Below are 19,918 nucleotides of genomic sequence, written 5' to 3'. Positions count from 1 at the left end.
GGGTTTCTCCACAACCCCAGAAAGCCTGAGAAAGGTGCTGTCCCCGTGCGCTTTGTGTTCACCAAACTCGGCCTCCTGCTGCTCACCCTGTGGGCCGCCGTCACGCTGAACTTTCTGCTGCCCCGGCTGATGCCGGGGTCACCAGCGGATGCCGCCCTCGCCAAACTCGCCCAGAACGGCCCGGTCAGCCCCGCGACCCGGGCCGCCGTCGAGGCGCAACTCGGCGTGCCGACCGGCAGCATGTTCGACCAGTACCTGCAGTACCTCGGCAACGTCGCCACCTTCGATTTCGGGGTCTCGTACACCTTCTTCCCGCAGCCCGTCGCCGGCCTCGTCGCCGCGGCCCTGCCGTGGACCCTCGTGCTCGTCGGCCTCGTCACGATCATCGCCTTCATCTTCGGCACCCTGCTCGGCGTGCTCGCCGCCTGGAAACGCGGCACCTGGCTCGACACCCTCCCCACCGTCGGCGGCACCTTCGCGAGCGCGTTCCCCTACTTCTGGACCGCGCTGCTGTTGCTCTTCTTCCTCGGCTACGTCGCCGGCTGGTTTCCCACCAGCGGCGCCTACGGCCGCGGCACGACCCCCGAATTCTCGGTCGAGTTTCTGCTCGACGCGATCTACCATGCGATCCTGCCGGCCACCACGATCCTGATCACCTCGCTCGGCGGCTGGATCCTCGGCATGCGCAGCACCATGATCAACACCCTCGGTGACGACTACGTGACCTTTGCGGAGGCCAACGGGCTGAGGCCCCGCACCGTGGCCATCCGCTACGCCGCCCGCAACGCCATTCTGCCCAACCTGACCAGCTTCGGTCTCGCCCTCGGCGGTGTCGTCGGCGGTTCGCTGCTCGTGGAGCGGGTCTTCGCCTACCCCGGGGTGGGCTACCTGCTCTACACCGCCGTCACCAACCAGGACTTTCCGCTCATGCAGGCGCTCTTCCTGATCATCACGATCAGCGTGCTCCTGGCCAACTTCATTGTCGACATTCTGTACGGCATCCTGGACCCGAGGACGAGACGATGACCCTCACCGATAAAAGTCCCGACCAGAAGCCGATGACGGATGTTGCCGGCCCGGCGCATCCGCTGGCCGTGCTCTGGCGCGCGGTCACCACGATCTGGAGCGTTCCGAAGGCCCGCATCGGTGTCGTCATGCTCGGCATCTTCATTCTGGGAGCCGTCTTCGCCCCGCTGATCGCGCCCTACGACCCGACCGCCAACGACTTCGGCCGCAGCGAGGACATGACCGCGGCGCACCTGCTCGGCACCACCGCCGCCGGCCAGGACGTGCTCTCCCAGATCATTCACGGCGCCCGCGTCTCGGTGTTCGTCGGCTTCGTAGCCGGCCTGTTCTCCACGATCATCGCCGTGCTGATCGGCCTCAGCTGGGGCTACCTGCGTAACGTCACCGCCGACGTAATCAACTTCATCGTCAACCTGTTCCTGGTGATTCCGGCGCTGCCGCTGATGATCGTGATCGCCGCCTACCTGCAGAACGGCGGCATCGGCATGATCATCCTCGTCGTGGTGATCACCGGCTGGGCCTGGGGCGCCCGGGTGCTGCGCTCGCAGACCCAGTCGCTGCGCTCCCGCGACTTCGTGACCGCCGCGATCTTCAGCGGCGAGAGCTCGTTCCGCATCGTGTTCCGCGAAATTCTGCCGAACATGACCTCGCTCATCGTCGGCAGCTTCTTCGGCGCCGCGACCGCCGCTATTCTCGCCGAAGCCGGGCTGTCGTTCCTGGGGCTCGGCGACTCCACCACGATCAGCTGGGGCACCATGCTGTTCTGGGCGCAGAACAGCAACGCGCTGCTCACCGGCCAGTGGATTCTGCTCTTCGCTCCCGGACTCTGCATCTCCCTGCTCGCGACGTCGCTGAGCCTGATCAACTTCGGCGTCGACGGCCTCAGCAATCCGCGCCTGCGCGAAGGAGCGAAACGATGAGCGCCACCGAAACCCAGGCCGCGACACTTTTGAGCGTGCAGAACCTGTCGGTCGTCTACGAACCCACCGGCGGCGAGCCGGTGCACGCCGTCTCCGGCGCCACCTTCGACCTCGGCCGCGGCGATTTCGTGGGACTCGTCGGCGAGAGCGGCTCCGGAAAGTCGACACTCGGGTTTGCCCTGACCGGTCTCTCGAAGCCGCCGGCGCGCATCGGCGGGGGCAGCATCCTCTTCAATGGCGTCGATATCGCCGGGATGAGCCACGAAGACCTGCGCGTGCAACGCCAGGGCGGCTTTGCGATGGTGCTGCAGTCGGGCATGAACGCGCTCAACCCGGTGCGCAGCATCCGCAACCACTTCTTCGACATCTTCGCCGCGCACGGCCACGTCGGTCGCGGCGACCGGGAAGCCCGGGCGATCGAACTGGTCGGCAAGGTCGAACTGCCCGCCGGTGTGCTCGACCGGTTCTCGGGCGAACTGAGCGGCGGGATGCGCCAGCGCGTGTCGATCGCGCTGGCCCTGTCGCTCGAACCCCAGCTGATGATCTTCGACGAACCCACCACCGCACTCGACGTGCTCGTGCAGCATGCCGTGATGAACACCATCCGTGAGCTGCAGAAGTCGGAGGGCTTCACCGCCGTGCTGATCAGCCATGACCTCGGCATGGTGCTCGAGGTAACCGAACGGGTCATGGTTATGCACAACGGCCTGATCGTCGAGGACCGGCCGGCGGCCGACGTACTGGTCTCGCCGCAGCATCCGTACACCCGCATGCTGCTCAGCCACTACGGCGACCCGCGCGCCGAGATCGTTGAGGTGCCCGGGCTCGCCGCCCGCGGCGCCAAGCGTGCGCCCGCGGTGTCGCACTTGAAGACGGACTTCGTGCCGGTCTCCGACGAGGCCCGCGCGCGCGCCGCCGGCACCGAGGGCGTGCAGCGCCGCGAAGGCCGCGCCGCCCGCGAGGCCATCGTGGTGAGCGGCGTGTCGAAGGTCTACCCGCCGCCGCGGCGCGGCGAGAAGCCGGTGAGGGCCGTGAATGACGTGTCGTTCACGCTCGAGCCGGGCGCCTCGATGGCGCTCGTCGGGGCCAGCGGCAGCGGCAAGAGCACCATCGCGAAGATGATCACCGGGGTCGAACACCCCACGAGCGGCACGATCACCTTCGGCGACCTGCAGGTCGACCGCATCAAACGCCGGTCACTGAAACGCCTGCACACCGAGGTGCAGATGGTCTTTCAGGACCCGTATTCGGCCCTGAACCCGCTGCACACCGTGGAATACACGCTGACCCGGCCGATCGTGAACTTCGGGGGGCTGCGGGGGCGGGACGCCCGCCGCCGCATGCTCGAACTGCTCGAAACCGTGGGCCTCACGCCCGTGGAACAGTTCGCGGCCCGGCTGCCGCACCAGCTCTCGGGCGGGCAGCGCCAGCGCGTGGTCATCGCCCGGGCGCTCGCGAGCGACCCGCAGGTGATCATCGCCGACGAGCCGGTCTCGATGCTCGACGTGTCCCTGCGCGCCGGGGTGCTCGCCCTGCTCGACAGCCTGCGCGAAACCTGGGGCGTGAGCATGCTCTACATCACCCACGACCTGCTCTCGGCGCGCCTGGTCACCGACCAGATCATGGTGCTCAACCAGGGGGCCGTCGTCGAAGAGGGGGCTACGGCATCCGTCTTGCAGAACCCGCGGGACGAGTACACGATCCGGCTGCTCGATGCCATTCCCCACCCCACCGTGGGGCACTGACTTTCCGAAATCTGCACCGATAGTAAGGAACACCATGCTCACTTTTCCCGACGGATTTCTCTGGGGCGCCGCCACGGCCGCCCATCAGGTCGAAGGCAACAACACCAACAACGACTGGTGGGTCAAAGAGCACGCCGCCGGCACGACGATCGTCGAACCCAGCGGCGACGCCATGGACAGCTATCACCGCTACCGCGAAGACATGCGCCTGCTCGCCGACGCCGGCCTCACCTCCTACCGGTTCAGCCTCGAATGGAGCCGCATCGAACCCGAACCCGGCTTTGTCTCCCGCGCCGAAATCGACCACTACCGCCGCATGGTCGACACCGCCCGCGAATTCGGCCTCAACCCGGTCGTCTCCCTGCTGCACTTCACCGTGCCGCAGTGGATGTTCGAACAGGGTTTCTGGCGCAACCCCGACGCCGCCAGCCTGTTCGCCCGGTTCACCGAGACGGCGCTGCCCATCGTTGCCGACGTCGACTACGTCGTCACCATCAACGAGCCGAACATCGCCGCGATGCTCGCCGGCGGCGAGACCGCCGCGAACCTCGTCGCGTTCGGCCTGCCCCGGCCCGATCTGCAGGTAGCGGATGCCCTGCTCGCCGCCCACAAGGCATCTCGCGAGGTGCTGGCCAGCGTCCCCGGCATCAAGAGCGGCTGGACCGTGGCGACGCAGGCGTTCCACTCCACCGGCGAACCCGGCGCCGACGAGAAGCTGCGCGAATACGCCTACCCGAGCGACGACTGGTACCTCGAGAACGCCCGCGGCGACGACTTCATCGGCGTGCAGGCCTACACGCGCACCTTCATCGGCCCCGACGGTCCCATCCCCGTGCGTGATGACGTGGAAACCACCCTCACCGGCTGGGAGTACTTCCCGCCCGCCCTCGAACTCGGCGTGCGCGCCGCCTGGGACCTGACCGAGCACGTGCCCGTGTTCGTGACCGAGAACGGCATCGCGACCGCCGACGACAGTCGCCGTATCGACTACACCGACGGCGCCCTCCGCGGCCTCCACGCCGCGATCGAGGACGGCATCGAGGTCATCGGCTACGAGCACTGGAGCGCCCTGGACAACTACGAGTGGGCCAGCGGATTCCGCCCGACCTTCGGCCTCATCGCCGTCGACCGGGAGACCTTCGTGCGCACCCCGAAGCCGAGCCTCGCCTGGCTCGGCACCGTCGCCCGCGCGAACGCCCTCCCGTAGTCCCCTTCGCCGAACTGTGAGTTGAGCATGGCTTTCGGGCCGAAACCGATGCTTAACTCACAGTTCGGCGACGGGAGCCTCGGGTTCGGCGCGCTCGTCGAGCTCGGTGAGAAACTCGGCCGCGGCGGCGCGGTCGGCCTCCGGGGTGTCGGCGGCCGCGCGCGCCAACGCACCGCGCAGAATCTTCGTCGCCTGGGGCACGTCACCCTTCGAATCGGCGAGCACGATCGCGTTGGCGAGGGCCCGCGCGAGCGGAGACAGTGCGGCAGCGGAGGCCGCTGCATCCGCTGCCGCTGTCACGTCGCCACTCGCCGGGGCCGCCATCACCCGAATCCAGTTGCCGCTGGGGTCGACGAGGCTGAATCCGCTGAGGTTGCCGGCGTTCGCCCGACGGCGCGGACGCGTGATGCGGGGGAACCCGGTCTGCGGCAACTTGCCGAAGCGCGACCGCAGCCCGGCAGCGAAGACCTCGAAGAGGGGTTCCGTGTCGTCGACCAGAATGACGCACGAACCATAGGAGTCCGCGGCCCGAAACTGGGGCAGGCCGAAGTAGTGCAGGTCGATGCCCTCGCGTCGAAAGCAGATGTACGGATTCGGCTTCGTCTGCCGATGCGTCGTCTCGAAGCCGAACAGCTCGAAGAACGACTGCATGTCGTCGATCGACGCGCACGGCAGCAGCGGAATCATACGTTCACCAGCCATTGAAAAATTCTCCATAGTATTTATCGCGGCGGCCTTGACACCGTTCGAGGCCGGATTATTATTTTTTGTAGCTGGAGCCCCGAGTTATATTGTCGGCACTGACCCGCGAGGGATGGTGACCACGAAACCGGGGCTCCGGCCTTTTTTCTGGCCTTCTTTCTGGCCTTTTTGTGCGCCGGTTCCGTGTTCGCTCCAGGCTGTGTTCGCTACAGGCCATTCTGCGCGAGCCACGAAATCAGCACCCGCTGAAACTCCTCGGGATGCTCCACGCTCGGCAGGTGCGCGGCGTCCCGAAACGTGCACCCGGTGGCCTGCGGCACGGTCTCGAGCAGATACTCGTACTGCGCGAGGGCCGGCGTGATGTCGAACTCCCCGACCGCGATCAACGCCGGCACCTCCAGGTCGACGACCCGGTCGACGGCCGGGGGATCCAGGCGTTGCGGCACCGGAGCGTCCTCGGCGTGCACGACGTTGGCCAGGTTCAAGGTCTGTGCGGCGGCGATGAAGGTGGGGTCGAGGTCGGCCGCGCTCCGCAGCGGCCCGACCGCCCAGAGTTCCACCTCGAGCCGGGCCAGCTGCGGCCAGTCCCCGGCCTCGAAGGCCGCGTCGAGGGCGTCGAACAGGGCGTCTTCGGCGTCGGTCAACTCGACCTCGGGAAACCCGCTGGGGCCGCCGCCGATCACGACCAGGCCGGCCACCCGTTCCGGATGCTCGACCGCCACATCGATCGCGATGGAGCCACCGCGCGAACACCCAATGAGGGTCGCCCGGTCGACACCGACGTGATCGAGCACGGCAAGGGCATCCGCCTGGTTGGAGAACCCGACGTTCTTCGTGACGGTTTGGCCGAAGCCGCGAGTGTCGAACCGCACAACGAAATGGTGCCTCGCGAGGGCGGCGATCTGCGGGTCCCACATGCGCAGGTTGGCGATACCCGCGTGGATGAGCAGCAGCGCGGGCGCCGCCGGATCCCCATCGGTCTCGTAGTACAGATCGGCTCCCGCAACGTTGAGGTTCGGCATGGTCCGAGCGTAGTAGCGGCCCGCCTGCGTGCGCACGTCTGCGGGCTTCGAATTTTGAGCTGCGGCTCGGTCGCCTAGGCTCAGTGAGATGGGTGGAGTACTGGTCGGGTTCTCGATCATCGGGTTCGTGATCCTGGTGGGCTACCTCGTCGAACGCTTCGGTGTCGCCGGGCCCGGTGCCGGGCGGGTGCTGAACCGCATGGCTTTCTTCGTCGCCACCCCCGCGTTGCTGTTCACCGTTCTCGTGCACTCCGACGTGCGGGTGCTCTTCTCGTCGTTCCTCGTGACCGTGCTCTGTACGGTGCTGGTCGGCATGCTGATCTACGTCATTCTGTCCCGCATCTTCTTTCGTATGCCGGTTCCGGAATCTATGCTCGGGGCGACGTCGGCGACCTATGTGAACGCGAACAATATCGGGCTGCCCGTTGCCATCTACGTGCTCGGCAGTGCCCAGTACGTGGCACCGGTGCTGCTGCTGCAGCTGCTCATTCTCGCGCCGATCACCCTCGCGGTGCTCGACGTGACGACCAGCGGCAAGGTCTCGCTGCGCTCCATCCTCACTCAGCCGCTGCGCAACCCGATGATCATCGCGTCGGTCACCGGAGTCGTGCTCGCCACCCTCGAGGTCCCGATCCCCGAGGCCGTCATGGCTCCACTCGACCTGATCGGCGGCGCCGCCATCCCCATGGTGTTGATGTCCTTCGGCATGTCCCTGCACGGCCAGCGGCTGCTGGAACCGGGGTCGGGCCGCCGGCAGGTCATCGTTGCCACCGTCATCAAGGTTGCGTTCATGCCGGTGATTGCCTATCTGTTCGGACGCTTCGTCTTCGACCTCGACAATGCCGAGTTGTTTGCCGTCGTGACCGTCTCGGCGCTCCCCACGGCGCAAAACATCTTCAACTTCGCGTCCCGTTACAACCGCGGCGTCGTGGCGACCCGGGACACCGTGCTGTTGACGACGATCGCCTCGGTGCCCGCGCTCATCGTCGTCGCCGCGCTGCTGGCCTGACGCACGCCAGGCCTACTGTGGCTGACGGTGCAGCCAGGGCCGCAGCATCCGCGTCACCCAGGGCAACACGAAGTACGCCATCAGCGGGGTGAGTACCAGCGTGGTGAGCAACACCTTGAGCGCCGTATTGAGGTCGCCCCAACCGGGAACCAGCCAGGTCACGAGGAGCGTGAAGACGAGGTTGACCGGGAAGAAACCGAGCCAGATACTCACCGACTGTTTCCACCGCGGCGGCGGCTGCAGCACCGGCTCACCCGGCTGCATGCCGTCGAACCAGCCCTCGATGCCGGTGCGTTTTTCGACGTGGGCGTCGAGCACGAGGTCGGTGCCGGCTTCGAGCCACTCGGTGCGCTCGTCGGAGTTCTCCCAGGCCTCGAGGCTGTCGGGGTTGGAGAAGCGGTACAGCATGTTCCAGGTGGCGGAGTCTTCGCTGCCGCGCACCCAGCCCGACCCGAGAAAGCCGGGGTACTTTTGGGCCAGGTTGATGCCGAACTGCACCCACTCGCTGGCCTCGGTGAACCGGGCGGGGTCGACGGTACGGGTGATGGAAACGGTGACGGATGCCGAGGCGGGCGAGGGTGACGCCGGCGTGAGTCGATCCGACTCTTGTGAAGTCATTGCCCCAGTATCGCCCCGCCGCCTACCCGGCAGATGTCCGCGGTGTCACGATCAGAAGCAGTGCCTGAGCCGGCCGAGAACTAGAAGATCATCGGCCGGTCGTCGTCTTCATCGTCGGTGATCAGGTCGACGAGCACCGGAACGTGGTCGCTCGGGGCCTCGCCCTTGCGCTCATTGCGGTGGATGCTCGCATCCGTCACCTGCTCGGCGAAGGCGGGGGAGCCGAGGATGAAGTCGATGCGCATGCCCTCGTTGCGGGGAAAGCGCAGGCGCTTGTAGTCCCAGAACGTGAAGCCCTCGGGCACGAGTTCCCGCACCACATCGGTGAGGCCGGCGCCCTCGAACGCGTCGAAGGCGTCCCGTTCGGGCTGGGAGATGTGCGTCGACTCCCCGGGCACGAAGCTCGGGTCGCCCATGTCCTCGTCACGGGGGGCGACGTTCCAGTCGCCCATCAGTGCGAGGGCCAGCCGCGGGTTGGCGGCCAGTTCGGCGCGGGCGTGCTCGCGCAGGGCGGCGAGCCAGTCCAGCTTGTAGGCGTAGTGCGGGTCGCCGAGGGCACGGCCGTTGGGTACGTAGAGGCTCCAGAGCCGCTGGTCGTTCACGGTCACGCCGAGCGCTCGGGCTTCGAGCGGCTGGTCGGGCCCTTCCTGGCCCTTCAGGAAGCCGGGCATTCCGGGGAAGCCGGTGAGAACATCCGTCATCGGGAGTCGGCTGGCGATCGCGACACCGTTCCACTGGTTCAGCCCGTGGATCGCGAGCTCGTAGCCGGCGTCTTCGAACTGCTGGGTCGGAAACTGTTCGGGCTTGCACTTGATCTCCTGCATGGCCAGAACGTCGACGTCTTCGCGCACCATCCAGTCCACGGTGCGGTCGACACGGGCACGGATGGAGTTGACGTTCCAGGTGGCAATTCGCATGGGTCCAGCCTATTCGGGGGCGGGCCCGGCTCCGCTCCGACGCGGATAACCGGGTCAGTCGGTATGCTTGAGGGGGCGGCTGCGAGTCGTCGGAAATCAGGGGGCGCATGACCGGGGAACGCACACACTTGACCACCACCAATGCCTTGCTCCCCGACGCGGCCCTGCCGCCCGCGCTCGCCGTGCACACGATCTGGTGTGACGCCGACGCCCCGGAGTCCCCCGCCCGGCTCGTGTTCGCCGTGCACGTCGTCGGGCGTCGGGCCCAGCTTGCCGGGATCGCGCTGACCGCGGTCATGATCGGCCTCGCCTTCGTCTTTCCGTCGTTCTTCATCGCCGGCATCACCGTGGGCTGTGCCGCCGCACTGGGCGCCCTGGCGCTCACGGACCGGTTCGGCACCGGTTTCTATCCCGTCGAAGACACCGGAACGCTCGGCCCGCGCATCGTCAGCCCCGCGCCCGACCGCCGCGGGCTGTCGCGGCGCCGCGTGCGCTGGTTCTGACCGCTCTGTGGGCGGATGCCGCGGGCCGGGTAACGAAGTCGGTCCGGCCCGTGTTGTGCCGGTTGGGTGGCAGAGTACTGAGTAGCAGTGCTGGGTAGCAGTGCTCAAGTTGCCATCGACGACAGAAGGGTCACTCATGACGGAGTTGCAGATCGGCTACGCGGCCATGTTGGAGCAGTTCGCCCCCGCCGAGGCGGTGGCCCTGTCGGCCTACGCCGAAGAGCACGGCTTCAGCGGCGTGATGGCAGCCGATCATTTTCAGCCCTGGGTTCCGCAGCAGGGGCAGTCGAGCTTCGTCTGGAGCGTGCTCGCCGCGATCGCCGAGCGCACGACAGGTGACCTCGGCCCCGGCGTCACCGCGCCCACCTTCCGCTGGCACCCTGCGATGGTCGCCCAGGCCTCCGCGACCCTCGCGTCGATGTACCCGGGTCGGCACTGGCTGGGCCTCGGAAGCGGTGAGGCCCTGAACGAGCACATCGTCGGCGGCTATTGGCCCGAAGCCCCCGAGCGCATCAACCGCATGTTCGAGGCCATCGAGATCATCTCGAAACTGTTCACCGGATCGCTCGCCGGCAAGGACGTCAAGCACTCCGGCCAGTTCTACAAGCTCGAGTCGACCCGCCTGTGGACGATGCCCGAGGTCGCCCCCGAAATCCTCGTCGCGACCGCCGGACCGGTCACCGCCAAGCGCGCCGGCCGCCACGCCGACGGCCTCATCACGGTCGGCGCTCCGCTCGAGAAGATCTCGATGCTCTTCGGCAAGTTCGACGACGGCGCCCGCGATGCCGGCAAAGACCCGTCCACCATGCCGAAGGTGCTGCAGCTGCACATGAGCTGGGCCGAGACCGACGAAGAGGCCATGAAGAATGCCCTGCTCGAGTGGCCGAACGGCGGCATGAAGTTTCCGAAGGGGGACATCCGCTCACCGTTCGAATTCGAGCAGATCGCCAAGCTCGTGCGCCCGGAGGACTTCGAAGGTCGCATGGTCATCTCCGCCGACCCCGACGAGCACCGCAAGTACATCCAGAAGTTCGTCGACCTCGGCTTCGACCGCATCTACCTGCACAACGTGGGCCGTAACCAGAAGCAGTGGATCGACGTCTTCGGCGCGCAGGTGCTGCCGAAGCTCGTTCGCTAGTGCAGCTTCGCGTTTCTCCCATGCTCAGCGTTTTCGCCCTCGAGGGCTTCGGCGAGATCGCGGCCGGTGACGACCTCGCCGCGCTGATCGCGGATGCCGCCGCCGGCCTGCTGCAGGACGGCGACATTCTCGCCGTAACCAGCAAAATCGTCTCGAAGGCCGAGGGGCGTGCTGTCGCGGCCGCCGACCGGGAGCAGGCGATCACCGACGAGACCGTGCGCGTCGTGGCGAGCCGCGAATACCCGGGCGGGGTCACCCGCATCGTCGAAAACCGGCAGGGCCTCGTGATGGCCGCCGCCGGTGTCGACACCAGCAACGCGCCCGACGGGGTCGTGCTGCTGCTCCCGGTCGACCCCGATGCCTCGGCCCGCGCGCTGCTCGAGGGGGTTGTCAGGGCGACCGGGCTGCGCCTCGGTGTCGTCATCACCGACACCGCCGGTCGCCCCTGGCGTGAAGGACAGACCGACATCGCGATCGGCGCCGCCGGCGTGCTCGTGCTCGACGACCTGCGCGGTCAGACGGATGCCTCCGGCCGCCGCCTCGAGGTCACCGTCGCCGCCGTGGGCGACGAGATCGCGGGCGCCGCCGACCTGGTCAAGGGCAAGACCAGCGGCAACCCCGTCGCGGTCGTGCGCGGGCTGGGGCACCTGGTGGTGTCGACAGCGGATGCCGCGGCATCCGTCGTCGGGGCTCGCGCCCTGCAGCGCCCGAGTGCAACGGACATGTTCCGCCTCGGCACCGCGGAGGCCTACGCCGAGGGGTTCGCCGCGGGCCAGGCCGCCGCCGCGCGCTGAACCCGCCGCCACCAGTTGCCCCCCCGGGCGAACCGGCGGAGCTCAGGCGGGATAGTACCGGCCTGATCGACCCTGCTCGGTAATTCCGCGCGTCGCGGCGCTGCTTCAGCAAGCCGGCACTCGTTGTACTAGGTGCCGGCTGGCCAAACGAGTGCCGCCACTCCCGGAGGGGCCCGAAGGCGTGAGCCCTACAGCGAGATGGTCAGCTTCTGGATGAGGCCGCTCTCGGCGTTCAGCTCGAACCGGTAGCTGAGGTCGACGCTGCGGCCGGGGAAATTGCCCTCGATGCGGTTGACCACGGTCGTCGCGGCGTCATCGCTCCCGACGCTCAGCCGCGTGGTCGTGTACTCGAACTCTGCTGCGGTGGCGGAAAGCCACCCGGCGATGGCCGCCTGGCCGGTGTAGGTCTTGCCGTCATCCACGACGACGGCATCGTCGACGAAGGTGAGGCTCGCGGACTGCGGGCGAGCGCTGACGCTGCGGTCGAGGTACGTGACGATCGCGGTCGCCAGCTCGGGGGACTGCGTGGCGACGGGCTCGGACGTGAGTGACGGTGACATGGGACCTCCTGGGCCGCTCATCTGAAAATCGGGTCGACGGATGCGTGCGGCCGACCCTTGAGGGTACCGCGGCGACCGTGTACCCCGCGTTGCCCCACATTGCGGGGGGTTGCACGACCCGCGCTGGTAGCTTTTGCGCATGGATGCAACTCTCGACGACAGGTCTAACCCGCAGTGAGCTGGGTGGTGGTCGTGCCGGTCAAGGGCAACCCGGGCGCCAAGACCCGACTCGAGGCGCTGCCCGAACGGGCGGCGCTCGCCGATGCGTTCGCGCTCGACACCGTTGCCGCGCTGGTGGCGGCATCCGCTGTCGAGCGGGTCGTCGTGGTGACGGCCGACGCCGCCCTGGGCGTCCGGCTGGCCGCGCTCGGCGCCGTGATTGTGCCCGAGACGCGTGCGGCGGGTGATCCGCTCAACGCCGCGATCGTTCAGGGGGCGGATGCCGCGCGCCGCCTGGCACCGACGGCCCACCTCGCGATCGTCACCGGCGACCTGCCCGCCCTCCGCAGCGATGATGTCGACCACGCCCTGCGCCTCGCCGCGAGGCACGAATGCTCGATGATGCCCGACGCGGAGGGGACGGGCACGATCATGCTGCTCGCGCGGGTCGGCGTCAGCCTCACCCCCCGGTTCGGGCTCGGATCCCGCGCCGCTCACGAGGCGGCCGGGCACGTGCCGCTCGAGGTGGCGGCGACCGCGAGCATCCGTCGTGATGTTGACACCCCCGCCGACCTCGAGGTGGCGCGAACGCTCGGCCTCGGCCCGCACACCGCCGCACTCCTGGCAGCGGATGCCCTCCCCGCCGGACAGCCCCGATGAACCCGGGCATCTGCGTGCCCAAGGGGCCATCTCTGCCACTTCGTGAGCGAGGTGTCACAGAACGCCCGTTGAGGGGAACGCGCCCGCCGCGAGTGGGCGCAAATAGCCCCTTGAATTCGCTTCGTGGGGCCTTTTGAGCCCACTCGCGCACACCATGGGGCCTTTTGAGCCCACTCGTGAGCGGGGCACGGGGTCACCTGCACCACCGCGCGTCAGAGTCTTCTCGCCGACGCTCGATGGCCACGAAAAGCACCTCGCGCATGCCATATTTGCGCCCTTGCTGTGCTCAAGTGCGCGCAGCTCGCTGCCGATCAGGCCTGCGACACCGAACTCAGGGTTGGGGCACTGGGCTGAGGCCCGCCACCGCGAGCACGGCGGCGGCGAGGGCCCGCGTGGTGGCCTCGTCGTGCATCCACAGCGGCACGGCGGCCGAGCGGATGCCGACGGCCGCGAGCTCGGGCAGCGCCGCGGCATCCGCGTCATCGACCAGCCAGGCATCTAGCAGGCCGCCGTCCCCGCGCCCGCCGTAGTGCAGCCCCACCGCCAGCGCGCTCGTCTCGACGCCGATCGTGCGCAGGCACGCGTCGGCCATGCCCCGCACCGCAGCTCCCCCGATGATCGGTGAGACGCCCACGACCCGCGCCGACGTCGCTGCCAGCGCCGCACGGATTCCCGGCACCGCGAGGATCGTGCCGACCGACACCACCGGGTTCGACGGCGGCAGCACCACGAGGTCGGCCCCCGCGATCGCCGCGAGCACCCCGGGCGCCGGAACGGCCCCCTCCAGCCCGCGCTGTACGAACTCGGTCGCCTCGAGCGACGCCCGGTAGCGCACCCACCACTCCTCGAAGTGGATCAGGTCGCCCGCGCGGTGCTCGCCGGCATCCGCCGCGAGGCGCACGTGCGTCTCGACCGGCTGGTCGCTCATCGGCAGCAGAGTCGCCCCCGGCTGCCAGCGCCGGCAGAGGAACGCGGTGACCTCGGAGAGCGTCGCCCCGCCGCGCAGCAGGTCGGTGCGCACGATGTGGGTCGCCAGGTCGAGGTCGCCGAGTGTGAACCACGACCAGCCGCGGCCGTAGGCGGCGATCTCCGCCGAGGCCCGGCGGGTCTCTTCGGGCCGCCCCCAGCCCTGCTCCTCGTTGATGCCGCCGCCGAGGGTGTACATGACGGTGTCGAGGTCGGGGCAGATGCGCAGCCCGTCGAGCCACATGTCGTCGCCGGTGTTCACGATCACGGTGACGGATGCCCCCGGCCGCGTGGCGGCGAGCTCCGCCAGCAGTCCGCGGGTGAAGCGGGCGCCACCGACGCCGCCGGCGAGCAGCACGATCTTCATGCGTGCACCGCCGAGAACGCGGGCGCCGCGAGGTCCGCTGCCGGGGCATCCGAAGACGAACCCGCTGAGCGCGGCGCCGAGAACACGATCACCGGATGCCCGTCGCGCGGGTGCTCGATGATGTCGCACTCGACCCCGTAGACCGCGCCGATGATCTCGGGCACGAGCACCTCGGCGGGGGTGCCGGCCGCGACCAGCCGGCCATCCTGCAGCAGCAGGATCTGGTCGCAGAACGCGGCCGCGAGGTTGAGGTCGTGCAACGCCATGATCGCGGTGATGCCGAGGCCGCCGACCTGACTGAGCAGCGACAGCTGCGCGCTGACATCGAGGTGGTTGGTCGGTTCGTCGAGCAGCAGCAGGCTCGGCCGCTGGGCGAGGGCCCGGGCGATCTGCACCCGCTGCTGCTGCCCGCCGCTGAGCGTGTGCCACATGCGATCGACGAGTTCCCCGGCGCCGACCGCCGCGAGCGACTCCGCCGCGACCGCTCGGTCGTCGTCGCCGCCGAAACTGCCGAGCAGGCGGGTGCGGTGCGGAATCCGGCCGAGCAGCACCACATCCTCCACGGACAGGTCGACGCTCGGGGCGGTGTTCTGTTCCAGCAGTGCGATGCGCCGGGCGGCCTCCCGCCGCGGCAGCGAGCCGATCTCGTCGCCGTCCAGGGTCACCGACCCGGTCGCGGGCGTGGCGAGCCCGCCGACCAGGCGCAACAGCGTGGACTTGCCGGCTCCGTTCGGCCCGAGCAGCCCGGTCACGGTTCCCGCGGCGACGGATGCGCTTACTCCCGCCAAAATGACCTGCTCGTCTATCGAGAACCCCAGGTTCTCAATCACCACGCCCGCGCTCGTTACGACCATGCGGAGGACTTCTTTCGTTTGATCAGCACTATGAAGACGGGCACGCCGATGAAGGCGGTGATGATGCCCACGGGCAGTTCCCGCGGATCGAAGATGGTGCGGGCGAGGGTGTCGGCCACCACCAAAAACAGCGCGCCGCAGACCGCGACGAGGGGCAGCAGGCGGCGGTGGCCCGGCCCGCTCAGCCCGCGCACGAGGTGCGGCAGGATGAGCCCGACGAAGCCGATGGCCCCGCTCACGGCGACCATCGCGCCGGTCAGTAGCGCGACCGAGCCGAGCAGCGCCCACCGGGTCGCGTTCACGTTGATGCCGAGGCTCGCGGCGGCGGTGTCACCGAACGCGAAGGCGTCGAGGCGGGTTGCGGCGAGCACCACGCCGGTGCCGACCAGCGCGAGGGCCGTGCCGCTGATGATGACGCTCTCCCAGGTGGCGCCGGCGACGGAGCCGAGCAGCCAATTGAGGATTTCGCGGTAGGAGTCGCCCTTGGCCGACCAGAAGATGATGAACGAGGTGCCGGCTCCGGCCAGCTGGGCGATCGCGAGGCCGGCGAGCACCGCGCGTGCCGGCGTGATCGTGCCGCCGACCCGGGCGATGCTGAGCGTGGCGAACAAGGCGAGCAGGGCACCGAGGAACGCGGCGGCCGGCAGGGCGAACCCGACCCCGAGGATGACGACGCAGACCGCGCCGAGGGATGCCCCGCTCGAGAGCCCGAGCAGGTATGGGTCGGCGAGCGGGTTGCGGGTGACGCTCTGCATGACCGCGCCGCTGATGGCGAGCCCGGCACCGACGATCGCGGCGGTCAGCACCCGCGGCAGTCGCAGCTCCCAGACGATCGAGTCGATCAGCAGCGGCACCGCCCCGGCCTCCGCGCCGCTCGGCCCCAGCCCCAGATGACCGAGGATGCTGCCGCTCACCTGCCCGAGGGCGACATTGGCCGGTCCGATGGTCACCGCAAGCATCACGACCAGCACGAGGGTGATCACGGCGAGGGCCAGCGCGAGCACAAAACGGGCGTGCGCGAGTGACCGAGCGGTGCGCGGAACCCTGCCCGGCGCTCCCGGCCCTGCCTCGCGCGTCACGCCACCCGTCGCCATTCTCAGTCCAGGTCGAATGCGGCGAGCTGGTCGATGGTTGACGCCGCGGCCTCCACGTTGCGGATGCCGGCTTCGGTGGCCGCGAACGGCAGCACGATGTAGCGCTCGTTCAGCACCGCGTCGAGGTTCTGGGTGGCGGCGCTGGTTTCGAGGTTCGTGATCTTGTCGGCGGCGGTGTTCCAGGTGGCATCGACGAGCACGATGACGTCGGGGTTGGCCTCGATGATCGACTCCCAGCCCACCGAACTCCAAGTGTCATGCACGTCCTGGAATATGTTCGTCAGACCGGCGGCCTCCATGATCATGGCGGGCGAGCCTATGCCCGCACCGACATATGGGGTGGTCGTGCCGCTTGAGTACCAGAGGGCGGTGGTGCCGTCGTCGCCAGCGGCCGGGTTCAGGGCGGCCAGGTCGGATTCGAGGCTCGACACCAGCTCGGTGGCGGCATCCGTCGCGTCAAAAATGGCGCCAGCCTCGATGATCTCGTCGAAGACGGTGTCGAAGGTGAGTGGGTCGGGCATGAAGTCGCCCTTGCAGGCGGCGGGGGAGACGTAGCTGCCCACCCCGAGCTCGGTGAGGCCGGCGCGCTCGCCGACACCGTCGGCGGAGAAGTTGGACTCCCAGCCGCCGTAGATGAAGTCGGGGGTCAGCCCGAGCGTCGCCTCCTGCCCGGGCACGAAGTCGCTGATCACGTTGAGATCGGCGCCTTCGTCGGTGAGGGAGTCCGGAAGCGGGCCGTCGAGAAACGCGGACCCCACGATGCGGTCGGAAAGTCCCAGCGCGAGCATCAGTTCGGTCGTTGACGACTTGATCGTCACGACCCGCTCGGGCGCCGCCGACACCGTGACGTCGACGCCACAGTTGGTGAGGTTCACGGGATAGCCCGAGCCGGCATCCGTCGCCGTGGCGGCCGCCGGGGCCGGGTCGGCGGCGGCGCACCCGCTCAGCAGCAGGGCCGAACCGGCCAGCAGGGCGAATGCGGTGAGCGCGCGAACAGGGCGACGTGTCATGAGACCTTTTCGAGTCGAGAGGAGTCGAGAGTGGGGGCAGGTGCGGGACTGCTGCCCAAATCCAGGTCAGCTCGACCGGTTATAGCCAACCGGCGGTCTGTAAGCAAGCCTATTCCAATCTGGACACGCAGCCAGAAATTGCTTGCCCGCGGGGCCGGGCGCCGACAGGATGCTTAACGCGCGCGTCACCAGCAGAAACATTTTCGAAATCCGCAGCCCAGATACTAGCCAGCACAGCATCACGAGCACGGCCCGAGCACCTCAAGCGAAAGGCACAGCATGAGCGAGACCTACCCCGACACCAACATTGTGAGGGCGGCCATCACCCAGGCCACCTGGACCGGCGACGAAGAGTCGATGATTCAGAAGCACGAGGGCTTCGTGCGCTCGGCCGCCGCGCAGGGCGCGCAGATCATCTGCTTCCAGGAACTCTTTCACGGGCCGTACTTCGGTATTGTGCAGGACGCGAAGTACTACGAGTACGCGCAGGCCGTTCCCGGCCCGATCGTCGAGCGGTTCCAGAAACTCGCGGCCGAGTTCAACATGGTCATCGTCGTGCCGATGTATGAGGAGGAGCGACCCGGGGTGCTCTACAACACCGCAGCGGTGATCGACGCCGACGGCAGCTACCTCGGCAAATACCGCAAGCACCACCTGCCCCACCTGCCGCAGTTCTGGGAGAAGTTCTACTTTCGTCCCGGCAACACCGACTACACCGTCTTCGACACGAAGGTCGGCAAGGTCGGCATCTACATCTGTTACGACCGGCACTTTCCCGAGGGCTGGCGGGCGCTCGGCCTCGCCGGTGCGGAGATCGTCTTCAACCCCTCCGCCACCAAGCCGGGCTTGTCGAACCGGCTGTGGGAACTCGAGCAGCCCGCCGCGGCCGTCGCCAATCAGTACTACATCGGTGCCAACAACCGCATCGGCACCGAGACCGGGGAGTTCGGCGACGAGGCCGTCACCTTCTACGGCAGCTCCTACTTCGTCGACCCGCAGGGCAATTACGTCGGCGAGGTCGCCTCGACAGATACCGAGGAGATCGTGATTCGTGACCTCGACCTCGGCCTGATCCGCCAGGTGCGCAACTCCTGGCAGTTCTACCGCGACCGCCGCCCCGACTCCTACGAGGAACTCGTCGCGCCCTGATCGCCCGCCGTTTCTGACTCAGCACCGAAGCAGAGGATGCCATGAAGACGCTCATCAAGAACGGCACCGTGGTCAACGCCACGGGTTCCGCCCTCGCCGACGTGCTCATCGATGGGGAGAGTATCGCGGCGGTGCTGGCGCCCGGCTCGACGCTGCTGGGGTTCGACGTCGAAGCCAATGTCGACCGGGTGATCGATGCCGGTGGCAAATATGTGATCCCCGGCGGCATCGACGCCCACACTCACATGCAGATGCCGTTCGGCGGCACCGAGGCCAGCGACACCTTCGAGACCGGCACCCGCGCCGCCGCGTGGGGCGGCACGACGAGCATCGTCGACTTCGTGGTGCAGTACGCGGGGGAGAACGTGCTGGAGCAGTACCGGAAGTGGCACGAGAAGGCATTCGGTCAGTGCGCCATCGACTATGGCTTTCACCAGATCCTCTCGGACGTACAGGACAGTTCGCTCACGGCGATGGACGAGCTCGTCGCCGAGGGCGTGTCGAGTTTCAAGCTGTTCATGGCCTACAAGGGCGTGTTCCTCAGCGATGACGGCCAGATCGTGAAGGCCATGCAGCGCGCGGCGAGCAACGGCAGCATGATCATGATGCACGCCGAGAACGGCAGCGTGATCGACCTGCTCGTGCAGCAGGCCGTCGCCGCCGGCAATACCGGCCCGCTTTACCACGGCCTCACCCGACCTTGGCAGGCCGAGGAGGAGGCCACGCACCGGGCGATCATGCTCGCCAACCTGACGGGAGCTCCCCTGTACGTGGTGCACGTGTCGGCGAAGCAGGCCGTGGACCAGATCGCCCAGGCCCGCGACAAGGGCCAGAACGTGTTCGGCGAGACCTGCCCGCAATACCTCTACCTCTCACTCGAAGACAACCTCGGTGCCCGGAGCGACGAGTGGGGCAGCTTCGAGGGTGCGAAGTGGGTCTGCTCGACGCCGCTGCGGGCAAAGTCAGAGGGCCACCAGCACCACATGTGGCAGAGCCTGCGCACGAACGACATCCAGATGGTCTCCACCGACCACTGCCCGTTCTGTATGAAGGGCCAGAAGGACATGGGCCTGACCGACTTTTCGAAGATCCCGAACGGCATCGGCTCGGTCGAACACCGCATGGACCTGCTCTACCAGGGCGTCGTCGACGGCAAGATCTCGCTTGAACGGTGGGTCGAGGTCTGCTCCACGACCCCGGCGCGCATGTTCGGCATGTACGGAAAGAAGGGAGTCATCCAGCCCGGCGCCGACGCCGACGTCGTGATCTACGACCCGAACGGGCACACCTCCATCGGCGTCGGCAAGACCCACCACATGAACATGGACTACTCCGCCTACGAAGGCTACGAGATCGACGGCCACGTCGACACGGTCATCAGCCGCGGCAAGGTCGTCATCGACCGCGGCGAGTACCTGGGCGCCAAGGGCGACGGCCGATTCATCAAGCGCGGCTTGAGCCAGTACCTCATCTAGGCCGGACAAGTAGAGGAAGCCCC

20 protein-coding genes are annotated in these 19,918 nt (G+C 68.0%); 11 read left to right on the top strand and 9 right to left on the bottom strand.

The genetic code is table 11. The annotated features are described in order from the left end of the window. Nucleotides 1-45 precede the first annotated feature (45 nt). Genes D6T64_RS16270 through D6T64_RS16255 form a run of 4 tightly spaced genes read left to right on the top strand, consistent with a single transcriptional unit; the run spans nt 46 to nt 4,898 of the window. Nucleotides 46-1,026: an ABC transporter permease gene (locus D6T64_RS16270; protein WP_119975741.1), complete on the top strand. Its 981-nt coding sequence runs from the start codon at nt 46-48 to the stop codon at nt 1,024-1,026. Next, entirely contained in the window at nt 1,023-1,946 is a 924-nt protein-coding gene (locus D6T64_RS16265; RefSeq protein WP_233551277.1) for an ABC transporter permease, read from the top strand. Before D6T64_RS16270 ends, D6T64_RS16265 begins: the two co-directional genes overlap by 4 nt. After that, nucleotides 1,943-3,691 carry an ABC transporter ATP-binding protein gene (locus D6T64_RS16260; protein ID WP_119975740.1) on the top strand — a complete coding sequence of 583 codons (1,749 nt, stop codon included), beginning with the start codon at nt 1,943-1,945 and terminating at the stop codon, nt 3,689-3,691. Before D6T64_RS16265 ends, D6T64_RS16260 begins: the two co-directional genes overlap by 4 nt. Nucleotides 3,692-3,725: 34 nt before the next feature. Beyond that, the gene (locus tag D6T64_RS16255) at nt 3,726-4,898 is read left to right on the top strand and encodes a glycoside hydrolase family 1 protein (protein ID WP_119975739.1); all 1,173 of its coding nucleotides are present in this window, start codon (nt 3,726-3,728) and stop codon (nt 4,896-4,898) included. A 57-nt stretch (nt 4,899-4,955) separates the two neighbouring features. On the opposite strand, the gene D6T64_RS16250 is transcribed toward D6T64_RS16255, so the two are convergent. Both D6T64_RS16250 and D6T64_RS16245 read right to left on the bottom strand, forming a co-directional pair. Continuing rightward, on the bottom strand, nt 4,956-5,600 hold the full coding sequence (locus D6T64_RS16250; protein ID WP_147364598.1) for a VOC family protein: 645 nt from the start codon (nt 5,598-5,600) through the stop codon (nt 4,956-4,958). A gap of 206 nt (nt 5,601-5,806) precedes the next feature. Then, nucleotides 5,807-6,622: an alpha/beta fold hydrolase gene (locus D6T64_RS16245; protein ID WP_158594905.1), complete on the bottom strand. Its 816-nt coding sequence runs from the start codon at nt 6,620-6,622 to the stop codon at nt 5,807-5,809. 88 nt (nt 6,623-6,710) lie between these two features. Between D6T64_RS16245 and D6T64_RS16240 the strand changes: the two genes are divergently transcribed. After that, the gene (locus tag D6T64_RS16240; RefSeq protein WP_119975736.1) at nt 6,711-7,631 is read left to right on the top strand and encodes an AEC family transporter; all 921 of its coding nucleotides are present in this window, start codon (nt 6,711-6,713) and stop codon (nt 7,629-7,631) included. A 12-nt stretch (nt 7,632-7,643) separates the two neighbouring features. On the opposite strand, the gene D6T64_RS16235 is transcribed toward D6T64_RS16240, so the two are convergent. Next, nucleotides 7,644-8,249: an antibiotic biosynthesis monooxygenase gene (locus D6T64_RS16235; RefSeq protein WP_119975735.1), complete on the bottom strand. Its 606-nt coding sequence runs from the start codon at nt 8,247-8,249 to the stop codon at nt 7,644-7,646. A gap of 80 nt (nt 8,250-8,329) precedes the next feature. Next, nucleotides 8,330-9,166: an exodeoxyribonuclease III gene (locus tag D6T64_RS16230; protein WP_119975734.1), complete on the bottom strand. Its 837-nt coding sequence runs from the start codon at nt 9,164-9,166 to the stop codon at nt 8,330-8,332. A 128-nt stretch (nt 9,167-9,294) separates the two neighbouring features. On the opposite strand from D6T64_RS16230, the gene D6T64_RS16225 reads away from it, so the two are divergent. From D6T64_RS16225 to cofE, 3 genes are all read left to right on the top strand, one after another. After that, nucleotides 9,295-9,669 carry a hypothetical protein gene (locus D6T64_RS16225; protein ID WP_147364597.1) on the top strand — a complete coding sequence of 125 codons (375 nt, stop codon included), beginning with the start codon at nt 9,295-9,297 and terminating at the stop codon, nt 9,667-9,669. 136 nt (nt 9,670-9,805) lie between these two features. After that, entirely contained in the window at nt 9,806-10,807 is a 1,002-nt protein-coding gene (locus D6T64_RS16220) for a TIGR03557 family F420-dependent LLM class oxidoreductase (protein ID WP_119975732.1), read from the top strand. 20 nt (nt 10,808-10,827) lie between these two features. Then, nucleotides 10,828-11,601 carry a coenzyme F420-0:L-glutamate ligase gene (gene cofE, locus D6T64_RS16215; protein WP_119975731.1) on the top strand — a complete coding sequence of 258 codons (774 nt, stop codon included), beginning with the start codon at nt 10,828-10,830 and terminating at the stop codon, nt 11,599-11,601. A 188-nt stretch (nt 11,602-11,789) separates the two neighbouring features. Here cofE and D6T64_RS16210 read toward each other — a convergent pair whose 3' ends face one another. Beyond that, on the bottom strand, nt 11,790-12,161 hold the full coding sequence (locus D6T64_RS16210; RefSeq protein ID WP_119975730.1) for a nuclear transport factor 2 family protein: 372 nt from the start codon (nt 12,159-12,161) through the stop codon (nt 11,790-11,792). A gap of 174 nt (nt 12,162-12,335) precedes the next feature. On the opposite strand from D6T64_RS16210, the gene cofC reads away from it, so the two are divergent. After that, a complete protein-coding gene (gene cofC, locus D6T64_RS16205) occupies nt 12,336-12,980 on the top strand; it encodes a 2-phospho-L-lactate guanylyltransferase (protein WP_119975729.1) in 645 nt (214 codons plus the stop codon). A 331-nt stretch (nt 12,981-13,311) separates the two neighbouring features. Here the strand turns inward: cofC and cofD are convergent, their stop codons facing one another. The 4 genes from cofD to D6T64_RS16185 are packed head-to-tail and all read right to left on the bottom strand — an operon-like array spanning nt 13,312 to nt 17,271. Next, entirely contained in the window at nt 13,312-14,313 is a 1,002-nt protein-coding gene (gene cofD / locus D6T64_RS16200; protein ID WP_119975728.1) for a 2-phospho-L-lactate transferase, read from the bottom strand. Next, the gene (locus D6T64_RS16195) at nt 14,310-15,167 is read right to left on the bottom strand and encodes an ABC transporter ATP-binding protein (RefSeq protein ID WP_119975727.1); all 858 of its coding nucleotides are present in this window, start codon (nt 15,165-15,167) and stop codon (nt 14,310-14,312) included. The genes cofD and D6T64_RS16195 overlap by 4 nt, the downstream gene beginning before the upstream one ends. Continuing rightward, nucleotides 15,158-16,261, bottom strand: coding sequence for a putative F420-0 ABC transporter permease subunit (locus D6T64_RS16190; protein WP_119975726.1), 1,104 nt, complete (start codon nt 16,259-16,261; stop codon nt 15,158-15,160). The genes D6T64_RS16195 and D6T64_RS16190 overlap by 10 nt, the downstream gene beginning before the upstream one ends. 2 nt (nt 16,262-16,263) lie before the next feature. Continuing rightward, nucleotides 16,264-17,271, bottom strand: a complete 1,008-nt coding sequence (locus D6T64_RS16185) for a putative F420-0 ABC transporter substrate-binding protein (protein WP_119975725.1) — start codon at nt 17,269-17,271, stop codon at nt 16,264-16,266. Nucleotides 17,272-17,550: 279 nt separating this feature from the next. Between D6T64_RS16185 and D6T64_RS16180 the strand changes: the two genes are divergently transcribed. Then, nucleotides 17,551-18,420 carry a nitrilase-related carbon-nitrogen hydrolase gene (locus tag D6T64_RS16180; RefSeq protein ID WP_119975724.1) on the top strand — a complete coding sequence of 290 codons (870 nt, stop codon included), beginning with the start codon at nt 17,551-17,553 and terminating at the stop codon, nt 18,418-18,420. 41 nt (nt 18,421-18,461) lie between these two features. Beyond that, entirely contained in the window at nt 18,462-19,895 is a 1,434-nt protein-coding gene (gene hydA, locus D6T64_RS16175) for a dihydropyrimidinase (RefSeq protein ID WP_119975723.1), read from the top strand. Nucleotides 19,896-19,918 lie beyond the last annotated feature (23 nt).

This window comes from Cryobacterium melibiosiphilum (genome assembly GCF_003602235.1).
Classification (GTDB): Bacteria; Actinomycetota; Actinomycetes; order Actinomycetales; family Microbacteriaceae; genus Cryobacterium; species Cryobacterium melibiosiphilum.
Note: the sequence above shows the minus strand (reverse complement) of the source record. Positions and strands in the feature narration are given on the sequence as shown.